18 protein-coding genes are annotated in these 18535 nt (G+C 70.6%); 13 read left to right on the top strand and 5 right to left on the bottom strand.

The window, feature by feature from the left end:
- The first annotated feature begins 191 nt into the window (after positions 1-191).
- Together KHC28_RS08090 and KHC28_RS08085 are read left to right on the top strand one after the other, a co-directional pair.
- Positions 192-1127, top strand: a complete 936-nt coding sequence (locus tag KHC28_RS08090) for a 4-(cytidine 5'-diphospho)-2-C-methyl-D-erythritol kinase (RefSeq protein ID WP_246564508.1) — start codon at positions 192-194, stop codon at positions 1125-1127.
- A gap of 24 nt (positions 1128-1151) precedes the next feature.
- The gene (locus KHC28_RS08085) at positions 1152-1475 is read left to right on the top strand and encodes a YnfA family protein (RefSeq protein ID WP_214007830.1); all 324 of its coding nucleotides are present in this window, start codon (positions 1152-1154) and stop codon (positions 1473-1475) included.
- Positions 1476-1544: 69 nt separating this feature from the next.
- Here the strand turns inward: KHC28_RS08085 and KHC28_RS08080 are convergent, their stop codons facing one another.
- On the bottom strand, positions 1545-2555 hold the full coding sequence (locus KHC28_RS08080; protein ID WP_214007829.1) for a polyprenyl synthetase family protein: 1011 nt from the start codon (positions 2553-2555) through the stop codon (positions 1545-1547).
- A gap of 173 nt (positions 2556-2728) precedes the next feature.
- On the opposite strand from KHC28_RS08080, the gene KHC28_RS08075 reads away from it, so the two are divergent.
- The 8 genes from KHC28_RS08075 to KHC28_RS08040 all read left to right on the top strand — a co-directional run bounded on the left by KHC28_RS08075 (position 2729) and on the right by KHC28_RS08040 (position 10695).
- Complete coding sequence (locus KHC28_RS08075; RefSeq protein ID WP_214008168.1) at positions 2729-2953, top strand: putative signal transducing protein; 225 nt, start codon at positions 2729-2731, stop codon at positions 2951-2953.
- Positions 2950-3729: a tRNA1(Val) (adenine(37)-N6)-methyltransferase gene (locus tag KHC28_RS08070; protein WP_214007828.1), complete on the top strand. Its 780-nt coding sequence runs from the start codon at positions 2950-2952 to the stop codon at positions 3727-3729. The genes KHC28_RS08075 and KHC28_RS08070 overlap by 4 nt, the downstream gene beginning before the upstream one ends.
- Positions 3730-3834: 105 nt before the next feature.
- Positions 3835-4725, top strand: coding sequence for a S49 family peptidase (locus tag KHC28_RS08065; protein ID WP_214007827.1), 891 nt, complete (start codon positions 3835-3837; stop codon positions 4723-4725).
- Between the two features lie 16 nt (positions 4726-4741).
- On the top strand, positions 4742-4933 hold the full coding sequence (locus KHC28_RS08060; RefSeq protein WP_214007826.1) for a hypothetical protein: 192 nt from the start codon (positions 4742-4744) through the stop codon (positions 4931-4933).
- A 117-nt stretch (positions 4934-5050) separates the two neighbouring features.
- Entirely contained in the window at positions 5051-6253 is a 1203-nt protein-coding gene (locus tag KHC28_RS08055) for an efflux RND transporter periplasmic adaptor subunit (RefSeq protein ID WP_214007825.1), read from the top strand.
- Between the two features lie 10 nt (positions 6254-6263).
- Positions 6264-8279, top strand: a complete 2016-nt coding sequence (locus KHC28_RS08050; protein WP_214007824.1) for a MacB family efflux pump subunit — start codon at positions 6264-6266, stop codon at positions 8277-8279.
- Positions 8280-8440: 161 nt separating this feature from the next.
- Positions 8441-9706, top strand: a complete 1266-nt coding sequence (gene purD, locus KHC28_RS08045) for a phosphoribosylamine--glycine ligase (protein WP_214007823.1) — start codon at positions 8441-8443, stop codon at positions 9704-9706.
- Positions 9707-9789: 83 nt separating this feature from the next.
- Entirely contained in the window at positions 9790-10695 is a 906-nt protein-coding gene (locus KHC28_RS08040) for a patatin-like phospholipase family protein (protein WP_246564504.1), read from the top strand.
- Positions 10696-10710: 15 nt separating this feature from the next.
- Here KHC28_RS08040 and KHC28_RS08035 read toward each other — a convergent pair whose 3' ends face one another.
- Positions 10711-11139 (bottom strand): nucleoside deaminase, encoded by a 429-nt coding sequence (locus tag KHC28_RS08035; RefSeq protein ID WP_214008167.1) that lies wholly within the window; start codon positions 11137-11139, stop codon positions 10711-10713.
- Between the two features lie 128 nt (positions 11140-11267).
- Between KHC28_RS08035 and KHC28_RS08030 the strand changes: the two genes are divergently transcribed.
- Positions 11268-13742, top strand: a complete 2475-nt coding sequence (locus KHC28_RS08030) for a pseudouridine synthase (RefSeq protein WP_214008166.1) — start codon at positions 11268-11270, stop codon at positions 13740-13742.
- Positions 13743-13759: 17 nt separating this feature from the next.
- The gene (rsmD, locus tag KHC28_RS08025) at positions 13760-14329 is read left to right on the top strand and encodes a 16S rRNA (guanine(966)-N(2))-methyltransferase RsmD (RefSeq protein ID WP_214007821.1); all 570 of its coding nucleotides are present in this window, start codon (positions 13760-13762) and stop codon (positions 14327-14329) included.
- A 12-nt stretch (positions 14330-14341) separates the two neighbouring features.
- Here the strand turns inward: rsmD and KHC28_RS08020 are convergent, their stop codons facing one another.
- On the bottom strand, positions 14342-15124 hold the full coding sequence (locus KHC28_RS08020) for an alpha/beta hydrolase (RefSeq protein ID WP_214007820.1): 783 nt from the start codon (positions 15122-15124) through the stop codon (positions 14342-14344).
- 303 nt (positions 15125-15427) lie between these two features.
- Between KHC28_RS08020 and infC the strand changes: the two genes are divergently transcribed.
- The gene (gene infC, locus KHC28_RS08015; RefSeq protein ID WP_214007819.1) at positions 15428-15952 is read left to right on the top strand and encodes a translation initiation factor IF-3; all 525 of its coding nucleotides are present in this window, start codon (positions 15428-15430) and stop codon (positions 15950-15952) included.
- Between the two features lie 147 nt (positions 15953-16099).
- On the opposite strand, the gene KHC28_RS08010 is transcribed toward infC, so the two are convergent.
- Both KHC28_RS08010 and accD read right to left on the bottom strand, forming a co-directional pair.
- Positions 16100-17461 (bottom strand): bifunctional folylpolyglutamate synthase/dihydrofolate synthase, encoded by a 1362-nt coding sequence (locus KHC28_RS08010; protein WP_214007818.1) that lies wholly within the window; start codon positions 17459-17461, stop codon positions 16100-16102.
- Between the two features lie 7 nt (positions 17462-17468).
- Entirely contained in the window at positions 17469-18404 is a 936-nt protein-coding gene (accD, locus tag KHC28_RS08005; protein WP_214008165.1) for an acetyl-CoA carboxylase, carboxyltransferase subunit beta, read from the bottom strand.
- Positions 18405-18535 lie beyond the last annotated feature (131 nt).

The raw sequence follows: 18535 nt of genomic DNA, 5'->3' as shown, positions 1-18535 counted from the left end.
CAATGCAAAAAGAGCGGGTCCCGGCGGTGGAACCCACTCTCAACCGACCGTCAGGCCATCTGAGATAAGTGAATGGCCGTCATATACAGCGAAATGCGGGTCCGGCGCAAGTCGCCGCGTCGGGAGGGGCAATTCACCGCCGGTGTCGAAGGCGGCTTGCCGGCCGTCGCGCCGCCGCCCATAAGCAGATCATGGCCGATCCGAACATGCCGATTGCTGCCGTCGTGGCGCCCGCCCCGTCCTTGCCTGCTTCGTCCTCGCTCCTCGCGCGGTTGGCCGAGCGAGCTCCGGCGAAAATCAACCTGTCCCTCGCCGTGCTCGGCCGCCGGGCGGACGGCTATCACGAATTGTCGAGCCTCGTCGCCTTTGCCGGCGCCGGCGACCGCTTGACCTACGAGCCGGAGGGCGAACCCGGCCTCGATCTTGCCGGTCCGGGCGCGGCGACGCTCACCGTCGAGCCCGACAATCTGGTGCTGAAGGCCGCACGCGAACTCAAGGCGCGGGTCGAGGGGCTGAGGATTGGCCGCTTCGTGCTCGACAAGCGGCTGCCGGTCGCCTCCGGCATTGGCGGCGGTTCGGCGGACGGGGCGGCGGCGCTGCGGCTGCTCGCCCGCACGAACGGGCTGGCGCCGGACGATCCGCGCCTCTACGCGGCGGCGCTCGCCACCGGCTCCGACGTGCCGGTCTGCCTCTATGGCCGCTCCAGCTGGATGGGTGGGCGCGGCGAAGCGCTCTCCCCGGTCGCCCTGCCGCGTTTCGGCTTGGTGCTGGTCAATCCGCGCCTTCCGGTGGCGACGGCGTCGGTGTTTCGCGCCCTCGGCCTCGCGCCGGGAGAGATACGCCGGCCGCCGCCGCGGCCCGACGGCTTTGCGACACGCGCGGAGGCGCTCGCTTTCCTCGTCGAAGTGCCGAACGATCTCGAGCCGCCCGCCCGCGCGCTCGAACTCTCGCTCGGCGAGGTGGCGGATGTGCTCGCCGCGACGCCGGAGGTGCGGCTGGTGCGCATGTCCGGCTCGGGGGCGACGTTTTTCGGGCTCTATGACGATTGCCGCGCCGCCGCGCGGGCGGCGAAGGCCGTCATCGCCGCGCGGCCGGACTGGTGGGTGAAGTCGACGGTGCTCGGCTGACGATGTCGGGCTGACGGGGGCGGAATGACGACGGCCTTGATCTACGCGCTGGCGGCGCTCGCCGAGATCGCCGGCTGCTTCGCCTTCTGGGCGGTGGTGCGCTCCGGCGCCAACCCGCTGTGGCTGGCGCCGGGGGCGCTGAGCCTGATCGCCTTCGGGGCGCTGCTGACCAAGGTTGATGCCGAGCACGCCGGGCGTGCCTTTGCCACCTATGGCGGCGTCTACATCGTCGCGTCGCTGGCCTGGCTGTGGGCGGTCGAAGGCTTTCGTCCCGACCGCTGGGACGTGGTCGGCGGTACAGTCTGCCTCGCCGGCGCGGCGATCATCCTCTACGCGCCGCGCGGCTGACCGCCGGATCGCCTTTCAGCGGGCCTTGGCAGCGGTCCTTGGCAGCGAGCCCCTGTCAGCGGGCCCTCGTCAGCGGGCTCTTGCGACGCAGAACTCCACCACGTCGATCAGCGCCTGCTTGGCCGGGCCGTCCCGGAACAGGCCGAGGGCGTCGCGGGCGATGGCGCCGTAGTGGCGGGCGCGTTCCACCGTGTCGGCGAGCGCGTTGTGGCGGGACAGCAGCTCGATCGCCCGTTCGAGGTCGCCCTCGCCGATCTCGCCATCCTGCAGGCAGCGGGTCCAGAACGCCCGCTCCTCCTCATTGCCCCGCCGGAAGGCGAGCACGATCGGGAGGGTGATCTTGCCCTCACGGAAATCGTCGCCGACGTTCTTGCCGAGCTTGGCGCGCTGCCCGCCATAGTCGAGCGCGTCGTCGATGAGCTGGAAGGCGATGCCGAGATTCATGCCATAGCTGCGGCAGGCCGCCTGCTCGGCCTTGGTGAGCTTGCCGAGCACCGGACCGACCTCGCAGGCGGCGGCGAACAGTTCCGCCGTCTTCCCGCGGATGACGGTGAGATACTCGTCTTCGCTGGTCGCGGTGTTCTTAGCGGCGGCGAGCTGGGCCACCTCGCCCTCCGCGATCAGCACGGCGGCGGTCGACAGGATGTCGAGGCAGCGCAGGTCGCCGACCTCGATCATCATGCGGAACGCCTGGCCGAGCAGGAAGTCGCCGACCAGCACGCTCGCCTCATTGCCCCACAGCATGCGGGCGGCGGGCTTGCCGCGCCGCATGTCGCTGTCATCAACCACGTCGTCGTGCAGCAGCGTCGCGGTGTGCATGAACTCGACGGAGGCGGCGAGTTTCACATGCCCGTCGCCCTGATAGCCGGCGAGCACTGCGGTAGCGATGGTCAGCATCGGACGCAGACGTTTGCCGCCGGAGGAAATAAGATGCTGCGCCACCTCGGGGATCATGGTGACGTCGGAGCCGGTGCGCGACAGGATCAGCGCATTCACGCGCTCCATGTCGTCGCGGACGAGAGAGAGGATGGTCTCGAGCGACGGTTCGGCAACGGGATCGAAGGGAACGACGACAGCCACAGTCATTTTCCGACAGGATGTAAAAACCGGCGCCACAATAAGGACAGCCCCCCCGATCGGGCAAGCCGTCGGCGGAAACGGCAGTCCGGCTCCGCTTCCGGGCGTCGGAGCGGCCGATGCCCCGAGGCCGGCGCCCCTCCCCAGCCGGGGAGCGTCGTGCCATGATGGTGTCCATGCGGGAAATCATGCGTACCAACGATCCGGTCCTCATCTCCGCCGTCGAGGCGCTGCTGGCGGCGGAAGGCATCGGCCATCTGGTGCTCGACCGGCACATGAGCATCCTCGAAGGCTCGCTCGGGGTCATTCCCCGCCGCCTCCTGGTGGAGGACGACGCGGCGAATCGCGCCCGCCGCCTTCTGGTCGCCGCCGGGCTCGGGCGCGAACTGGTGCCGGAATGAGCGAGGCCTTGCCTCCCCCGGAGGTCCTGCCGCTCACCGACGACGCGCTGCTCGGCGGCCGGCTGCGGCTGCTGCAGCCGGCGCGCGGCCATCGCGCGGGCCATGACGCGCTGCTGCTCGCCGCCAGCGTGCCGGCCTCGGCCCGGCATGTGGTGGATCTCGGTGCCGGCGTCGGCGCGGCGGGCCTTGCGGTGGCGGTGCGGCTGCCCGCCGCGCGGCTGCATCTCGTCGAGCTCGACCCGGCGACCGCCGCGCTGGCCCGCCGCAATGCCGAGCGCCAGCAACCCGACCTGTCGGCGCGGGTCGCGGTGGTGGAGGCCGACATCGCGATGCTCGCCCGGCCGGGCGGGCCGGCCGCACCCGGTCCCCGCGCCGCCGACGCGGTGCTGATGAACCCGCCCTTCAACGATCCGGCGCGCCACCGGATTTCGCCGAGCGACCGGCGGGCGCTCGCCCATATGACGCCGGACAATGCGCTGGAAGACTGGGTACGGGCGGGCGAGCGGCTATTGGCCCCCGGCGGCCGGCTTATCCTCATCCACCGGCCAGAGGCGCTCGACATCATCCTCGCGACGCTGACTGGGCGTTTCGGCGCTGTGACGATCCGTCCGGTGCATGGCCGGCCGGAGGCGCCGGCGATCCGGGTGCTGGTCGGGGCGGTGAAGGGGCGCCGCACCCCGCCGGCGCTGCTGCCCGGGCTGCTGCTCGCCGATGGCGAGGGCCAGCCGACACCACAGGCCGAGGCGGTGCTGCGCGAGGGAGCGGGCCTCGCCTGACACGCCTCGCCTGAAGCTTCCCCTCTGAAGTGCCTCGCCGGAGCGTTATCGCCGGCGGCGGCGTGGGCGCTTGAGCCTTTTCGCGCGGCGCCCTATGTCTTGCACATGGCAAACGCGTCCCTGTTCACTTCGCTGCGCCGGCACATGGCGCCCATCCTGCCGGCTGCGCTGCGCGACGACGCAGCCGTCGTGCCGGTGGTTCGGCTCACCGGTACCATCGGCGTCGGCTCGCCGCTGCGCCCCGCCCTCACCCTCGCCGGGGTGGCGAAGAGCCTCGACAAGGCCTTCGCGGTGAAGGGAGCCAAGGCGGTGGCGCTGGTGATCAATTCGCCGGGAGGCGCGCCGGCGCAGTCGCATCTGATCTACCGGCGCATCCGCGACCTCGCGGCGGAAAAGCAGCTGCCGGTTCTCGCCTTCGTCGAGGATGTGGCGGCCTCGGGCGGCTACATGCTGGCCTGTGCCGCCGACGAGATCGTCGCCGACCCGTTCTCGATCGTCGGGTCGATCGGGGTGGTGAGCGCCGGTTTCGGCTTCGACCGGGCGCTGGGCAAGCTCGGCATCGACCGCCGCGTCTACACCGCGGGCGAGCGCAAGGTGATGCTCGATCCCTTCCAGCCGGAAAAGGCCGAGGATGTCGAGCGGCTGAAGGGCCTGCAGAAGGAGATCCACACGGTGTTTGCCGGCCTGGTGCGGACCCGGCGCGGCGATGTGCTGACCGCCGACGAGGCGACGCTGTTCTCCGGCGAGTTCTGGTCGGCGGAACAGGCGCAGGAGCTCGGCCTCGTCGACACCATCGGCGATCTGCGCTCGTTCCTGCGCGCCCGCTACGGCGACAAGGTCGTCACTCCGCTGATCCAGTCCGGCGGTGGTCTGTTCAGCCGGCGCGTCCCCGGCGTCGGCGCGGCGGCCTCGGCTTCGGCGATCGGCGCCGGTCTTGCCGACGAGATGCTCCATGCTGCCGAGGCGCGGGCGCTGTGGGGCCGCTTCGGTCTCTAATCGAGGGAACCCGTTCATGCCCCCCTTCCTGATCGTCGCCTTGGGCGCCCTCGGCGCCGCCGCTCTGGTCAAGATGCTGGCGCAGGAGTCGCGCCGGGTGAATGCGGAGCTCGACGAGGCCCGTCGCGACGAGGCGGCGGCACGCTCGCCTGCCGCGACGCTGAAGCGGGATCCCGATACCGGCGAATACCGGCCGCAGGATCGATGAACCGCACGGCGCGACCCGAGGGAAGCCGGCGGTTTCGACATTACCGCGAATTCATTTTGCGCGTTCCCGCTTCCAGTCTATCCCCTTGGGAAGGCAGGGGAAGAGACGGGACCGACGATGCTCCAGCGCTCCGGTACGGAAGTGGGTGAGACGCGCGCCGTGCCGCGTCGGCGGCGGCGCTGGCCGTGGCTGGCGCTGGTTGCGCTGCTTGCCGCCGGCGGGGCAGGCTACGCCTATTTCGTACGCGAGCGCGCCGTCGAGGCACCGGCCTATCAGACCAGCCGGGTCGAGCTGGGCGACATCGAGACGCTGGTCACCGCCATCGCCAATATCCAGCCCAAGACCTATGTCGATGTCGGCACTCAGGTTTCCGGGCAGCTGCGCACGATCAATCCCGATGTCGGCGATGTGGTGAAGAAGGGCGACCTGCTCGCCGAGATCGACCCCACCGTCTACCAGACCCGCGTCACCGGCGACCGCGCCAATCTCGACAACCTCAAGGCGCAGCTGGCGCAGGCGCAGGCGCAGCTGGTGCTGGACCGGCTGCGCAACGAGCGGGCCCAGCAATTGCTCGCCAACCAGTCCGGCAGCAAGGACGCCGCCGACGCTGCCACCGCGACGGCGCGCATCAGCGAAGCCAAGATCGATGCGCTGCAGGCGCAGATCAAGCAGACGCAGGCGACGCTGGACGGCGACCTCGCCAATCTCGGCTACACCAAGATCTACGCGCCGATGGACGGCACGGTAGTCTCGCTCTCGGCCAAGCCGGGCCAGACGCTGAACGCCAACCAATCCGCCCCTATCGTGCTGCGCATCGCCGACCTGCAGACCATGACGGTGACGGCACAGGTGGCCGAAGGCGACATTCCGCGCATCAAGGTCGGCACGCCCGGCTATTTCAACACCCTCGGCCTGCCGGACCGGCGCTGGGAGGGCACGGTGCGGCAGGTGGAGCCGACGCCGACCGTCGTCAACGACGTGGTGCTCTACAATGTGCTGATCGACGTGCCGAACGACGACCTGACGCTGATGACCAGCATGACGGCGCAGGTGTTCTTCCGCCTCGGCGAGGCCAAGGGCGTGCCGCTGGTGCCGACCGCGGCGATCCGGGCCAGCCGTGACGGCGAGAAGACCGTGCGCGTACTCACCCGCGACGGCGCCGTGGAAGAGCGCAAGGTGACGACGGGGCTGTCGAACCGCTCGATGACGCAGATCCTCGGCGGGCTGTCGGTCGGCGATCGGGTGATCACCGGCAATCGCGCGCCGGGCGCCACCCCGGGGCAGGGCCGCCCGCCGGCGATGCCGCCGCGGCTCGGCTGAGGCGGCGGCGATGGGCGGGGACATCACCTCCGACACCGAGATCCGGGCACTCGAGGCGGTCGGCGGATCGTCGCCGGGCGTGCCGATCGTCGAGCTCGTCGAGGTGAGCCGCCTCTACCCGAACGGCGAGACGGTGGTGCGGGCGCTCGACCGGGTGTCGCTGTCGATCATGCCCGGTGAGTTCATCGCCATCATGGGCCAGTCCGGGTCGGGCAAGTCGACGCTGATGAACATCGTCGGCTGCCTCGACCGGCCGAGCAATGGCCGCTACCGCGTCGCCGGGGTCGATGTCGCCGGGCTCGATCCGGACGCGCTGGCGCATCTGCGCTGCGCCACCTTCGGCTTCGTGTTCCAGCGCTACAATCTGCTGCCGAGCCTGACGGCGGCGGAGAATGTCGAGATCCCCGCCATCTATGCCGGGCTCGCCAAGGAGCGGCGGGTGTCGCGCGCCCATGCCCTGCTGGCCCGGCTCGGCCTCGCCGAGCGCGCCGAGCACCGTCCGAGCCAGCTCTCCGGCGGTCAGCAGCAGCGCGTCTCCATCGCCCGCGCGCTGATGAACGCCGCGCCGGTGATCCTCGCCGACGAGCCGACCGGCGCGCTGGACAGCCGCTCCGGCGAGGAGGTGCTGGCGCTGCTCACCGAGCTGAACGCCGAGGGCCACACCGTCATCCTCATCACCCACGACGCCGAGGTGGCGGCGCATGCAAGGCGCATCGTGCGCTTCCAGGACGGCCATATCGTCTCCGACGAGCCGACGCCCCGCGCGGCGCTGCCTCCGCCCTCTGCCCCGCCGAAGCCGGCCGGTCATCTGGAAGAGCGCGGCGGCCTCGCCCGCTTCCTGCCGGATCTCGCCGAGGCGGTGCGCATGGCCTTCGCCTCCATGTACGCCAACCTGTTCCGCACCGTGCTGACGTTGCTCGGCATTGTCATCGGCGTCGCCTCGGTGATCACCATGCTGGCGGTGGGCGATGGCGGCAAGAAGCAGGTGCTGGAGCGCATTGCCCAGATCGGCACCAACCTCTTGATCGTCCGCCCGGGAGCGGTGGGCATCCGCACCTCCGGCGACAATGCCACGCTGCTGCCGGAGGACGCCGATGCGCTGCGCGTCATCCCCGGCCTCGGCGCGGTGGCGCCGGAGCGCACCGGCCGCTACACCATGCGCTTCGGCTCCGAGGATTATTTCACCCAGATCGCCGGCACCACGGCCGATTATCTCGCCGCGCGCGACTGGCCGATGGAGCGCGGGGTGATGTTCTCCGCCGACGACGTGAAAGCCTATGCGCCGGTGCTGGTGCTCGGCCAGACCGTCGCCCGCAACCTGTTCGGCGAGGACGACCCGATCGGCCGCTACGTGCTGGTCAAGAACGTGCCGTACCAGGTGATCGGCATTCTCGGCGCGCGCGGCGCCAACGCCTTCGGCCAGGACCAGGACGACGTGGCGCTGGTACCGCTCTCCACCGGCTTCGTGCGGGTGTTCGGCCGGCGCTTCGTCAATTCGGTGACGCTGAAGGTGGACGACGCCGCCAACATCCCCGCCGTCGAGCGCGAGGTGACGCGCATCCTCAGCGAGCGCCACCAGGCCGAGGACTTCCAGGTCCGCAACACCGCGCAGTTCCTGGAAACCGCGGTGGCGACGCAGGAGACGCTGACGCTGGTGCTGGGCTGCGTCGCGGCGATCTCGCTGATCGTCGCCGGCATCGGGGTGATGAACATCATGCTGGTGAGCGTCACCGAGCGCACCCGCGAGATCGGTATCCGCATGGCGACCGGCGCGCGCATGAGCAACATCATGCTGCAGTTCAACACCGAGGCGCTGGTGGTGTGCGGCGTCGGTGGCGCCGTCGGCGTGGTGCTGGGCATCGGCGCGGCGGTGGCGCTGGGGATGCTGGGCGTCAACATCGTGCTGTCGCTGCTGCCGCCGCTGCTCGCCTTCGGCTGCGCCTTCCTCACCGGGCTGATCTTCGGCTATCTGCCGGCGCGCAAGGCGGCCGGGATGGATCCGGTGGTGGCGCTCGCCTACGAATAGGCGGGTTCCCGGTCCGCCGGCCCTCTCATGTCGCCCTCTGTTCGCGGTGCCCTATGTGAGGCGCCCGAATCGCAGCGCCCTCTTGCCCCGAGGGGCGCGGTCGTCTAGGCGAAGCGCGGATCGGATGACGCGCAACCGGGTGGCGCAAAGGGAGACGAGGCATGAAGGTTCTGCTGCTGGGTTCGGGCGGCCGCGAGCATGCACTCGCCTGGAAGCTGGCGCAGAGCCCGTCGCTCACCGCGCTGATCGCCATTCCCGGCAATCCCGGCATCGCCGAGCATGCCCGCTGCATCGAGACCATCCCGCTCACCGACCATGACGCCATCGTCTCGGTCTGCGCCGCCGAGAAGATCGACCTGGTGGTGGTCGGCCCCGAGGCACCGCTGGTCGACGGCATCGCCGACCGGCTGACCGCCGAGGGCATCAACGTGTTCGGCCCGCGCCGGGTGGCGGCGCAGCTGGAAGGCTCCAAGCTGTTCACCAAGGAGCTGTGCCGCCAGCACGACATTCCGACCGCCGCCTTCGGACGCTTCTCGCAGGCGGAGGCCGCGCGCGACTTCGTGCGCCGGCGCGGCGCGCCGATCGTGCTGAAGGCCGACGGGCTGATGGCCGGCAAGGGCGTCGTCGTCGCCATGACGCTGGAAGAGGCGCTCGCCGCCGTCGACGAGGTGTTCGCCATGGGCACCCCCGGCACCGAGATCCTCATCGAGGAGTTCCTCGAAGGCGAGGAGGTGAGCTTCTTCTGCCTGGTCGACGGCGAGACGGTGCTGCCCTTCGGCTCGGCGCAGGACCATAAGCGCGCCTTCGACGGCGATCAGGGGCCGAATACCGGCGGCATGGGCGCCTATTCGCCGGCGCCGGTGTTCACCGCCGAGATGGAGCGCCGCACGCTGGCCGAGATCGTCAAGCCGACCGCCCGCGCGCTCGCCGACGGTGGCAGCCCCTATCGGGGCGTGCTGTTCGCCGGGCTGATGATCACCATCGATGGGCCGAAGCTCATCGAATACAATGTCCGCTTCGGCGACCCGGAATGCCAGGTGCTGCTGATGCGGCTGGAAGGCGACCTGCTGGAGCTGCTTTACGCCACCGCCACCGGCGCGCTGGCCGACGAGCGGGTGTCGATGGTGCCGGACGCCGCCATCACCGTGGTCATGGCGGCGCGCGGCTATCCCGGCTCCTATGAGAAGGGCACGCCGATCAACGGCGTCGAGGTCGCCGGCTCGACGCCGGGCGTGCATGTCTTCCACGCCGGCACGCGGCGCGAGGGCGCGCAACTGCTGGCCAATGGCGGGCGGGTGCTCAACGTCACCGCCATCGGCGCCAATGTCGCCGAGGCGCGCGAGCGCGCCTATGACGCGGTGGCGCGCATCGACTGGCCGGAAGGCTTCTGCCGCTCCGACATCGCTTGGCGGGCGCTGGCGGAATAGGCGTCTAGCCTATCGGCCGGCTTGTCATGGAAACTACTGCGGCCTTTCAAACAAATGCCGCGGAATCGTGCGAGACAGCCGCCATGGACGATCCTCACGCCGCGCGCGGACGTCACGCGCCGCCTCACGAACCGGTTCTTTCCTCGCATGGCGTGCCCGTCGCCGGGCGCGAGCCTTCGCTCGCCGTGGCGCTGGGCTCGGGCGGCGCGCGCGGGCTGTCGCACATTCTGGTGCTGGAGGCGCTCGACGAGCTCGGCGTCCGCCCGGTCGCCATTGCCGGCGCCTCGATCGGCGCGCTGATCGGCGCCGCCTATGCCTCCGGCATCCCGGCGCTGGAGCTGCGCCACATGGTGTCGGGCCTGATGAAGGATCGCGGCGAGGTGATGCGCCGCCTGCTCGCCGCGCGGGTCGGGCGCATCGCCGACCTGTTCGGCGGGCTCGGCAACCCGGTGCTGCTCGACGCCGAGAAGTTCCTCGAAGGCTTCCTACCGGCCTCGGTGCCCGAGCGCTTCGACGAACTGGCGATCCCCCTGCATGTGGTCGCCACAAATTACTGGGCCCGGCGCGAGCAGGTGATGCACTCCGGCGACATCCGCCCGGCGGTGGCGGCCTCGCTGGCGATCCCCGGGCTGATCCGCCCGGTGGTGCATGGCGGCCATACGCTGGTCGACGGCGGCGCGGTCAACCCGCTGCCCTTCGACCTGTTGCGGCTGCGCGCCGACAAGGTGCTGGCGGTGGACATCACCGGCGGTCCGGGCGGCGAGGTGCGGGGCGTGCCCCGTCCCTTCGACGCCATGTTCGCGGCGTTGCAGATCATGGCGGGCTCGATCGTCGCCGAGAAGCTGAAGTCCGGCGCGCCGGACATCCTGATCCGGCCCAATGTCGATAATTTCCGCGTGCTGGACTTCTTCCGCGCCGCCGCGATCTTCAAGGCCGCCGAGCCGGTGAAGGACGAGGTGAAGCGCCGCGTGGAGGCGGTGCTGGCGTAATCTCGTCCTGACAGGCTAGCGGCGCGCGAAAAAGAACGATTTCAGCAGCGTCGCCGCCTCGGTTGCCCCGATCCCGTCATAGATCTCCGGCACATGGTGGCATGTGGGCGCCGAGAAGAAGCGCACGCCGGACTCCACCGCCCCGCCCTTGGGGTCGGCGGCGCCGTAATATAGCCGGCGCAGCCGGGCCCAGGCGATGACGCCCGCACACATGGTGCAGGGCTCCAGCGTCACATAGAGATCGCAGTCGGAGAGCCGGTCGGTGCCGAGACGCGCCGCCGCCTGACGGATCGCCAGCATCTCGGCATGCGCCGAGGGGTCGGCGAGTTCGCGGGTGCGGTTGCCGTCCGCCGCCACGATGTCGCCTTCGCGTACCACCACCGCGCCGACCGGCACCTCGCCGCGCTCGGCGGCCTTTCTCGCTTCCTGAAGCGCCCGATCCATGAAATCGGGCCGTGCCGGGGGGCTCTTCTCGTCGTCGTTCAACCGTTCGTGTCCCAAATGCTCGCGTCCGCGCCAAGGACGTGATAGCACCGCCGACCAAAGTTTCGGATATTTCCCAAATGCCCAAAATGCCCCCGCGCACTCCGCCCTCGCGCCCTTCTGCCGCGCCCCGCAAGGAACAGAACCGCGTGCCGCGCGCACCGCGCAACCTTGCTCCCGCCGAGCCGAGGGAGGCGGAGCGCGTCGCCAAGGTGATCGCCCGCGCCGGTCTCGGCTCGCGCCGCGAGATCGAGGAGTGGATCGGCGAGGGCCGGGTGGCGGTGAATGGCGAGGTGCTCGACACCCCCGCCCGCACCGTGACGGCGGAGGACGCCATCACCGTCGATGGTCGCCCGCTGCCGGCCAAGGAGCGCACGCGGCTGTTCCTCTACCACAAGCCCAAGGGCGTGGTGACCACCAATTTCGATCCCGAGGGGCGCCCGACCCTGTTCGAGATCCTGCCCGAGGGCCTGCCGCGCCTGGTCTCGGTCGGCCGGCTCGACCTCAATACCGAAGGCCTGATCCTGCTCACCAATGATGGCGGCCTGTCGCGGGTGCTGGAGCTGCCGGAGACCGGCTGGCTGCGCCGCTATCGCGTGCGCGCCAAGGGCGAGATCACCCAGGACAAGCTCGATGCGCTGATCGGCGGCATCACCGTCGACGGCGTGCACTACGGCCCCATCGAGGCGGTGCTGGACCGGGTGCAGGGCGCCAATTCCTGGCTGACGCTGGCGCTGCGCGAGGGCAAGAACCGCGAGGTGCGTAACGTTCTCGGCTCGCTCGGCCTCGAGGTGAACCGGCTGATCCGCCTGTCCTACGGGCCGTTCCAGCTCGGCGAGATCGCGCAGGGCGCGGTCGAGGAAGTACGCACCCGCGTGCTCGCCGACCAGCTTGGCCCTGAACTGTCCGCCGCCGCCGCCGCCGATTTCGACGGCCCGCTTTTCGTCTATGACGGCTCCGACGAGGAGGCGCCGCGTCCGCCGGCGCGTGGCAAGGCGGCGCGCTATGCCAAGCCGGAAGGCGCCGAGGACCGCCATCGCCGCAAGCCGATCGACACCGAGGCGAGCGCCGAGCGCCAGGTGACCGCCGGCATCGTCGCCGACCGCAAGGGTCGCAAGGTGCTGGTACAGCGGGTGAAGAGCAACGCGCCGGAGCCCGAGCCCGAGCGGGCGCCGCCGCGCGGCCGCCGCGCCGAGGGCGACCGCCCGTTCCGCAAGCGCGACGGCGAGGAGCGCCCCGCCCGTGGTCCGCGCCGCGACGAGGGAGGTGAGCGCACCTTCCGCTCGCGTCCGCCGCGCGAGGAGGGCGAGCGCGCCGAGCGTCCGTCCCGTCCGCGTGCCGAGCGCCCGGATGGCGAGCGCCCGTTCCGCGCCCGTAGCGAGGGTCCGCGCCGCGAGGACGGCGACCGGCCGTTCCGCAGCCGCGACGGCGAGGAGCGTCCCGCCCGTGGTCCGCGTCGTGAGGAGGGCGGTGAGCGCAGCTTCCGTCCGCGTCCGCCGCGCGAGGATGGCGAGCGTGCCGAGCGTCCGTCCCGTCCGCGCGCCGAGCGCCCGGAGGGTGAGCGCCCGTTCCGTGACCGTAGCGAGCGTCCGCGCCGCGAGGATGGCGAGCGCCCGTTCCGCAGCCGCGACGGCGAGGAGCGTCCCGCCCGTGGTCCGCGTCGTGAGGAGGGCGGTGAGCGCAGCTTCCGTCCGCGTCCGCCGCGTGAGGAGGGCGAGCGTGCCGAGCGTCCGTTCCGTCCGCGCGCCGAGCGCCCGGAGGGTGAGCGCCCGTTCCGTGACCGTAGCGAGCGTCCGCGCCGCGAGGAGGGCGATCGCCCGTTCCGCAGCCGCGACGGCGAGGAGCGTCCCGCCCGTGCCCCGCGTCGCGAGGAAGGCGAGCGTACCGAGCGGGCTTTCCGTCCGCGCACGCCGCGCGAGGAAGCCGCGGCTGCCCGGCCCTTCCGCTCGCGTTCCGACGAGGGCGGTTTCCGCACGCGCGAGCAGGGTGAGCGCCCGTTCCGCTCCCGCACGCCGCGCGAGGAGGGTGAGCGCGGCGAACGTCCGTTCCGTCCGCGTGCCGACCGGCCGGAGGGCGACCGCCCCTTCCGCAAGCGTGAGGAGGGCGAGCGTCCGTTCCGTTCCCGCGATGGCGAGGAGCGGCCGGCGCGTGCGCCGCGTCGCGAACAGGGCGAGCGCCCGTTCCGCGAGCGCTCCTTCCGCGGCGAAGGCAGCGACCGGCCCTATAGCGGCCGGGTGAAGTCGGAGGAGGCCGGGCGCGGTCGTCCGTCCCGATCCAGCGAAGACGGCGAGCGTCGTGACAGCCGGCCGGCTGGCAAGGGTGCGGGTGCCGGCGGCAAGACCTATGGTGCGAAGAACTTCGCCGGCGACAAGCCGCGCGGCGAGCGCGCCTTCGGCGACAAGCCCGGCGGGCGTCCCGCCGGCAAGTTCGCCGGCAAGCCTGGCGGCAGCAAAGGTTTCGGCGGAAAGGGCTCTGGCGGCAAGCCCGGCGGCGGCAAGCCGCGCGGGGACCGGCCGTCAGGTGGTCCGTCGAAGCCCCGCGGCCCGCGTCCGCCGCGTAGCTGAACGCGGGAAGCCGGGCGATGCGCATCGTCGGCGGCCGTTTTGGCGGTCGGCCCCTGCGGGGGCCGAGCTCCAGCGCGACCCGTCCCACCACCGACCGGCTGCGCGAGGCGTTGTTCAACGTCCTCGCGCATGCCTATGACGACGCGGCCGACGGCGCCCGGGTACTGGACCTGTTTGCCGGTACCGGCGCGCTCGGCCTCGAGGCGTTGTCGCGCGGGGCGAAGTTCGCGGTGTTCGTCGAGGAAGCGTCCGAGTCGCGCGGACTGATCCGGGCCAATATCGAGGCGCTCGGGCTCGGCGGCATCACCCGCATCTTCCGCCGCGACGCGACCAAGCTCGGCACCGCCTTCGCCAGCGATGCCTTCGATCTCGTCTTCTGCGACCCGCCCTATGGCCACGGCCTCGCCGAGACGTCGCTGGAGGGCGCGCGTGACGGTGGCTGGCTGGCGCCGGGCGCGCTCATTCTCGTCGAGGAGGCGGTGCAGTCCGGCTTCACACCGCCGGACGGCTTCACCGAGCTGGAGCGCCGGCGCTACGACACCACCGAGGTGGTCTTCCTGCGCGCGCCGGGCGGTGCGACCGATTAGCGGCCGCGCATCCTAGAGCGAGGCCACGGCGCCGAGCAGGCGATCGATGTCCTCCGGGCGCGACAACCGATGGTCGCCATCCTTGATGAGCGTCGCCACCACGTCGTCCTCGGCGAGGCAGGTGACCAGCTTCATCGCGTGGCGCCACGGCACCACATCGTCGGCGACGCCCTGCAGAATCCGCACCGGGCAGCCGACCGCGAAGGGTTCACCAAGCACCATGTGCCGTCGCCCGTCCTCGATCAGCTTCAGGGTGATCGGGCTGCTTCCGTGCTCGGATTCGCGGTACCAGACGCCTTTCTCGACCAGCTCGGTGCGAATTTCCGGCGTCATCGCCTTCCACATCAGCTCCTCGGTGAAGTCCGGTGCCGGGGCGATCAGCACGAGGCCGGCGAGCCGTTTGTCGCCGCGCGCGGCCAGCGCCCGGGCCAGCAGCAGCGAGATCCAGCCGCCCATGGAGGAGCCGACGACGATCTGCGGCCCATGGGTGCAGCGGTCGAACACCGCGACGGCGTCCTCCGCCCAATCGGAGATCGTGCCGTCGATGAAGTCGCCGCCGGATTCGCCATGACCGGAATAGTCGAACCGCACGACCTGGCGGCCGTGAGCGGTGCCCCATTTCGCCAGCTCCTCGGCCTTGGTGCCGCGCATGTCCGAGAGATAGCCGCCGCACCACAAGAGGCCCGGCGCGCCCTCCTCGCTGCGTCCCGGCGTGGTGCGCACCGCGATGCGTCGCGCCGGCTGGCCGACCTCGATGAAGCGCGCCTCGGTGAGATCCGGCGTGTCGTCGGCCATTCGCGTCCTCGCTGCCCCGTGTCCATACGCGTGCCGACACGGCGGAATCGGCCGGCCAGCGACGCACTCAAGGCGTCGTGGATGCCGAAAAGCAACATCAAAAGGCAGCGTCGGAGAGGAAATTGCTTATTATCGCGGCTTTCGTATCTCTTTACGTTAGGTAAGACCGTTGACTTCCGGCGGGTTTGTACCGATGTTCTGCGACCGTTCTATACGCGCGTGAACGAGCCGACAGGCCTGTCCCGAGATGCGCGGTAGGATGTACCCGGAACGTCAGAGGAGAAGACCCCCATTCGTCGCCCCATGAGAGCCGCCGTGCCTGAGAAGGAAGGCCCGCGCGTCAACGAAGACATCCGTATCCGTGAAGTCCAGCTCATCGACCAGGACGGGCAGAATCGCGGCGTCGTGCCGACGCGCGATGCCATTGCCCTGGCGCAGGAAGCTGGCCTCGATCTCGTCGAGATCGCGCCGAACTCGGTTCCGCCTGTCTGCAAGATCCTCGATTACGGCCGCTTCAAGTACCAGAACCAGAAGAAGGCCAGCGAGGCGCGCAAGAAGCAGCACGTCGTCGAGATCAAGGAAATCAAGCTGCGTCCCGGCATCGACACCCATGACTACGAGGTGAAGATGAAGGCGATCCACCGCTTCTTCGACGAAGGCGACAAGGTGAAGGTCACCCTGCGCTTCCGCGGTCGCGAGATGGCGCACCAGGAGCTCGGCTACAAGCTGCTCAACAAGGTCAAGGAAGAGCTCGCGACCATCGCAAAGGTCGAGTCCGAGCCGCTGCTGGAAGGCCGGCAGATGATCATGGTGCTGGCGCCGCGCTGAGCGCGGTCGCCGACGCCGCCACCTGTTTCGAGCGAGAGTGGCCGGGCCCTGGCGGGCGCCGGTGCTTTCGCGCGTCTGCAGGATGGAGCCTTGCGCGGTTACTGCGCTTGTCGTAGCTGCCATTCGGCCCGGGGAGGCCGGCGGAGCCTATTCCGGCAGGTTGCCGTTTTCCCCCAGCACCGCGCCGGCGAGATAGAGCGAGCCGGCGATCAGCACCCGTGGCGCCGGCGCCACCGGGAAGGCGGCGAGCCCGTCAAGGGCGGCGGCCACGCTCGGTGCCGTCGAGGACGAGATGCCGTGCGCCGCGCCGGCGGCCGCGACCTCCTCCGGCGAGCGGCCCTTGTGGTCGCCCGGCACCGGCACGGCGATGAGCTCGCGCGCCAGCCCGGCGAAGGGGGCGAGAAAGGCACCGGAATCCTTGGTGCCGAGCATGCCGACGATCAGCACCAGCGGGCGCGGTACCCGGTCCTCGATATCGGCCAGCGCCGCGGCGAGAGCCTGTCCGCCGGCGGCGTTGTGGCCGCCGTCGAGCCAGATGTCGACGCCTTCCGGCGCATGGGCGGTGAGCGGGCCGGAGCCGAGCCGCTGCAGCCGCGCCGGCCATTCCGCCGCGCGCACGCCCTCCTCGAAGGCGCGGGGCGGCAGCGTCAGCGAAGGCACGACAAGGCCGGCGATCCGCAGTGCCTCGACGGCGAGGCCGGCATTCTCGATCTGGTGCGGGCCGACCAGGCGCGGGCGCGGCAGGTCGAACAGCCCGTGCTCGTCCGCGACGATCAGCCGGCCGCCTTCGTCATGCGCCTGGAACTGCTCGCCCATGATGGTCAGCGGCGCGCGCATCCGCGCGGCCTGCCGCTCGATGACCCGCAGCGCCGCCTCGTTCTGCCGGCCGATCACCGCCGGCACGCCGGGCTTCAGGATGCCGGCCTTCTCGCCGGCGATGGCGGTGACCGTCTCGCCGAGGAAGTCGACATGGTCGATCGATACCGGCGTGATGACGCTGACCAGCGCGCTTTCCACCACATTGGTGGCGTCGAGCCGGCCGCCGAGGCCGACTTCCAGCAGCAGCACATCGGCTTCCACTTCGGCGAACAGCAGGAAGGCCGCTGCGGTTGTGATCTCGAAGAAGGTGATCGGCTCGCCGCCATTGGCCTTCTCCGCCCGGTCGAGCGCGTCGACCAGCTGGGCGTCCTCGACCAGGCGGCCGGCGAGGCGGATGCGCTCGTTGAAGCGCACCAGATGCGGCGAGGTGTAGACGTGCACCCGCTTGCCGGCGGCTTCCAGTATCGCCCGCATGAAGGCGACGGTGGAGCCCTTGCCATTGGTGCCGGCGACATGGATCAGCGGCGGCAGCTGGCGCTCGGGATGGCCGAGCCGCGCCATCAACCGCTCCATACGGTCGAGCGACAGGTCGATCAGCTTGGGATGCAGCGCCAGCAGCCGCTCGAAGATGGTATCGATGGGCGGGCTGGCGCCATCGCCGGCGGCCGGGAGGGCAGGCACGGCAGTCATCCTCGCGTCAGGAAGCCGCCGGAGCGGCGGGAGCGGCGACGGCGTCCGGCGTCGTGGCCGGTTCCTCGGCACGGGCCGGCGTCGTCTCGACAGCGGGCGCGCGCATCAGCAGCCGGCAGAGTCGGGCGAGGGTGGCGCGCATGTCGTGACGGTGCACCACCATGTCGACCATGCCGTGCTGGCGCAGGAATTCCGAGCGCTGGAAGCCGTCAGGCAGCTTCTCGCGGATGGTCTGCTCGATGACGCGCGGGCCGGCGAAACCGATCAGCGCGCCCGGCTCGGCGAGATGCACGTCGCCCAGCATGGCGTAGGAGGCGGTGACGCCGCCGGTGGTCGGGTTGGTGAGCACGACGATATAGGGCAACCGCGCCTCGCGCAGTTCCTGCACCGCGCAAGTGGTGCGCGGCATCTGCATCAGCGAGAGGATGCCCTCCTGCATGCGCGCGCCGCCGGAGGAGGCGAAGATGATGAAGGGCGTGCCCCGGGCCGCGGCGGTCTCCAGCCCGGTGACGATGGCCTCGCCCGCCGCCATGCCGAGCGAACCGCCCATGAAGCCGAAATCCTGTACGGCGACGGTCACCGGCAGGCCTTCGAGCTTGCCATAGCCGACCTTCAGCGCGTCCTGCGCCCCGGTCTTGGTGCGGGCGTCCTTCAGCCGGTCGGTGTAGCGCTTCTCGTCGCGGAACTTCAGCGGGTCGGCAACGACCGACGGCAGGGCGATATCGTACCATTTGCCGCCGTCGAAGGTGGCACGCAGCCGGGCCGTGGGCTCCATGCGCATGTGATAGCCGGAGCCCGGGATCACGTGCAGATTGGCCTCGAGGTCCTTGTGGAACACCATCTGCCCGGTCTCGGGGCACTTCACCCACAGGTTCTCCGGCACTTCCCGGCGATTGAGGAAGCTGTTGAGCTTGGGGCGGACGACGTTCGAGATCCAGTTCAAGGGCTCGGCTCCGAGGTGGTCGAGGCGGCGCGTGGCGGCGCCGGCCTGCATCTGGTCACGCTGCAAGTGGTTACGCAGCGAGTGGTTACGCAGCAAGTAATCATGCAGCAAGGCGAGGAAAAGGCGATCCC

The sequence above is a fragment of the Ancylobacter sonchi genome, from assembly GCF_018390695.1.
Taxonomy (GTDB): Bacteria; Pseudomonadota; Alphaproteobacteria; order Rhizobiales; family Xanthobacteraceae; genus Ancylobacter; species Ancylobacter sonchi.
This window is presented reverse-complemented; position numbering and strand designations above follow the sequence as displayed.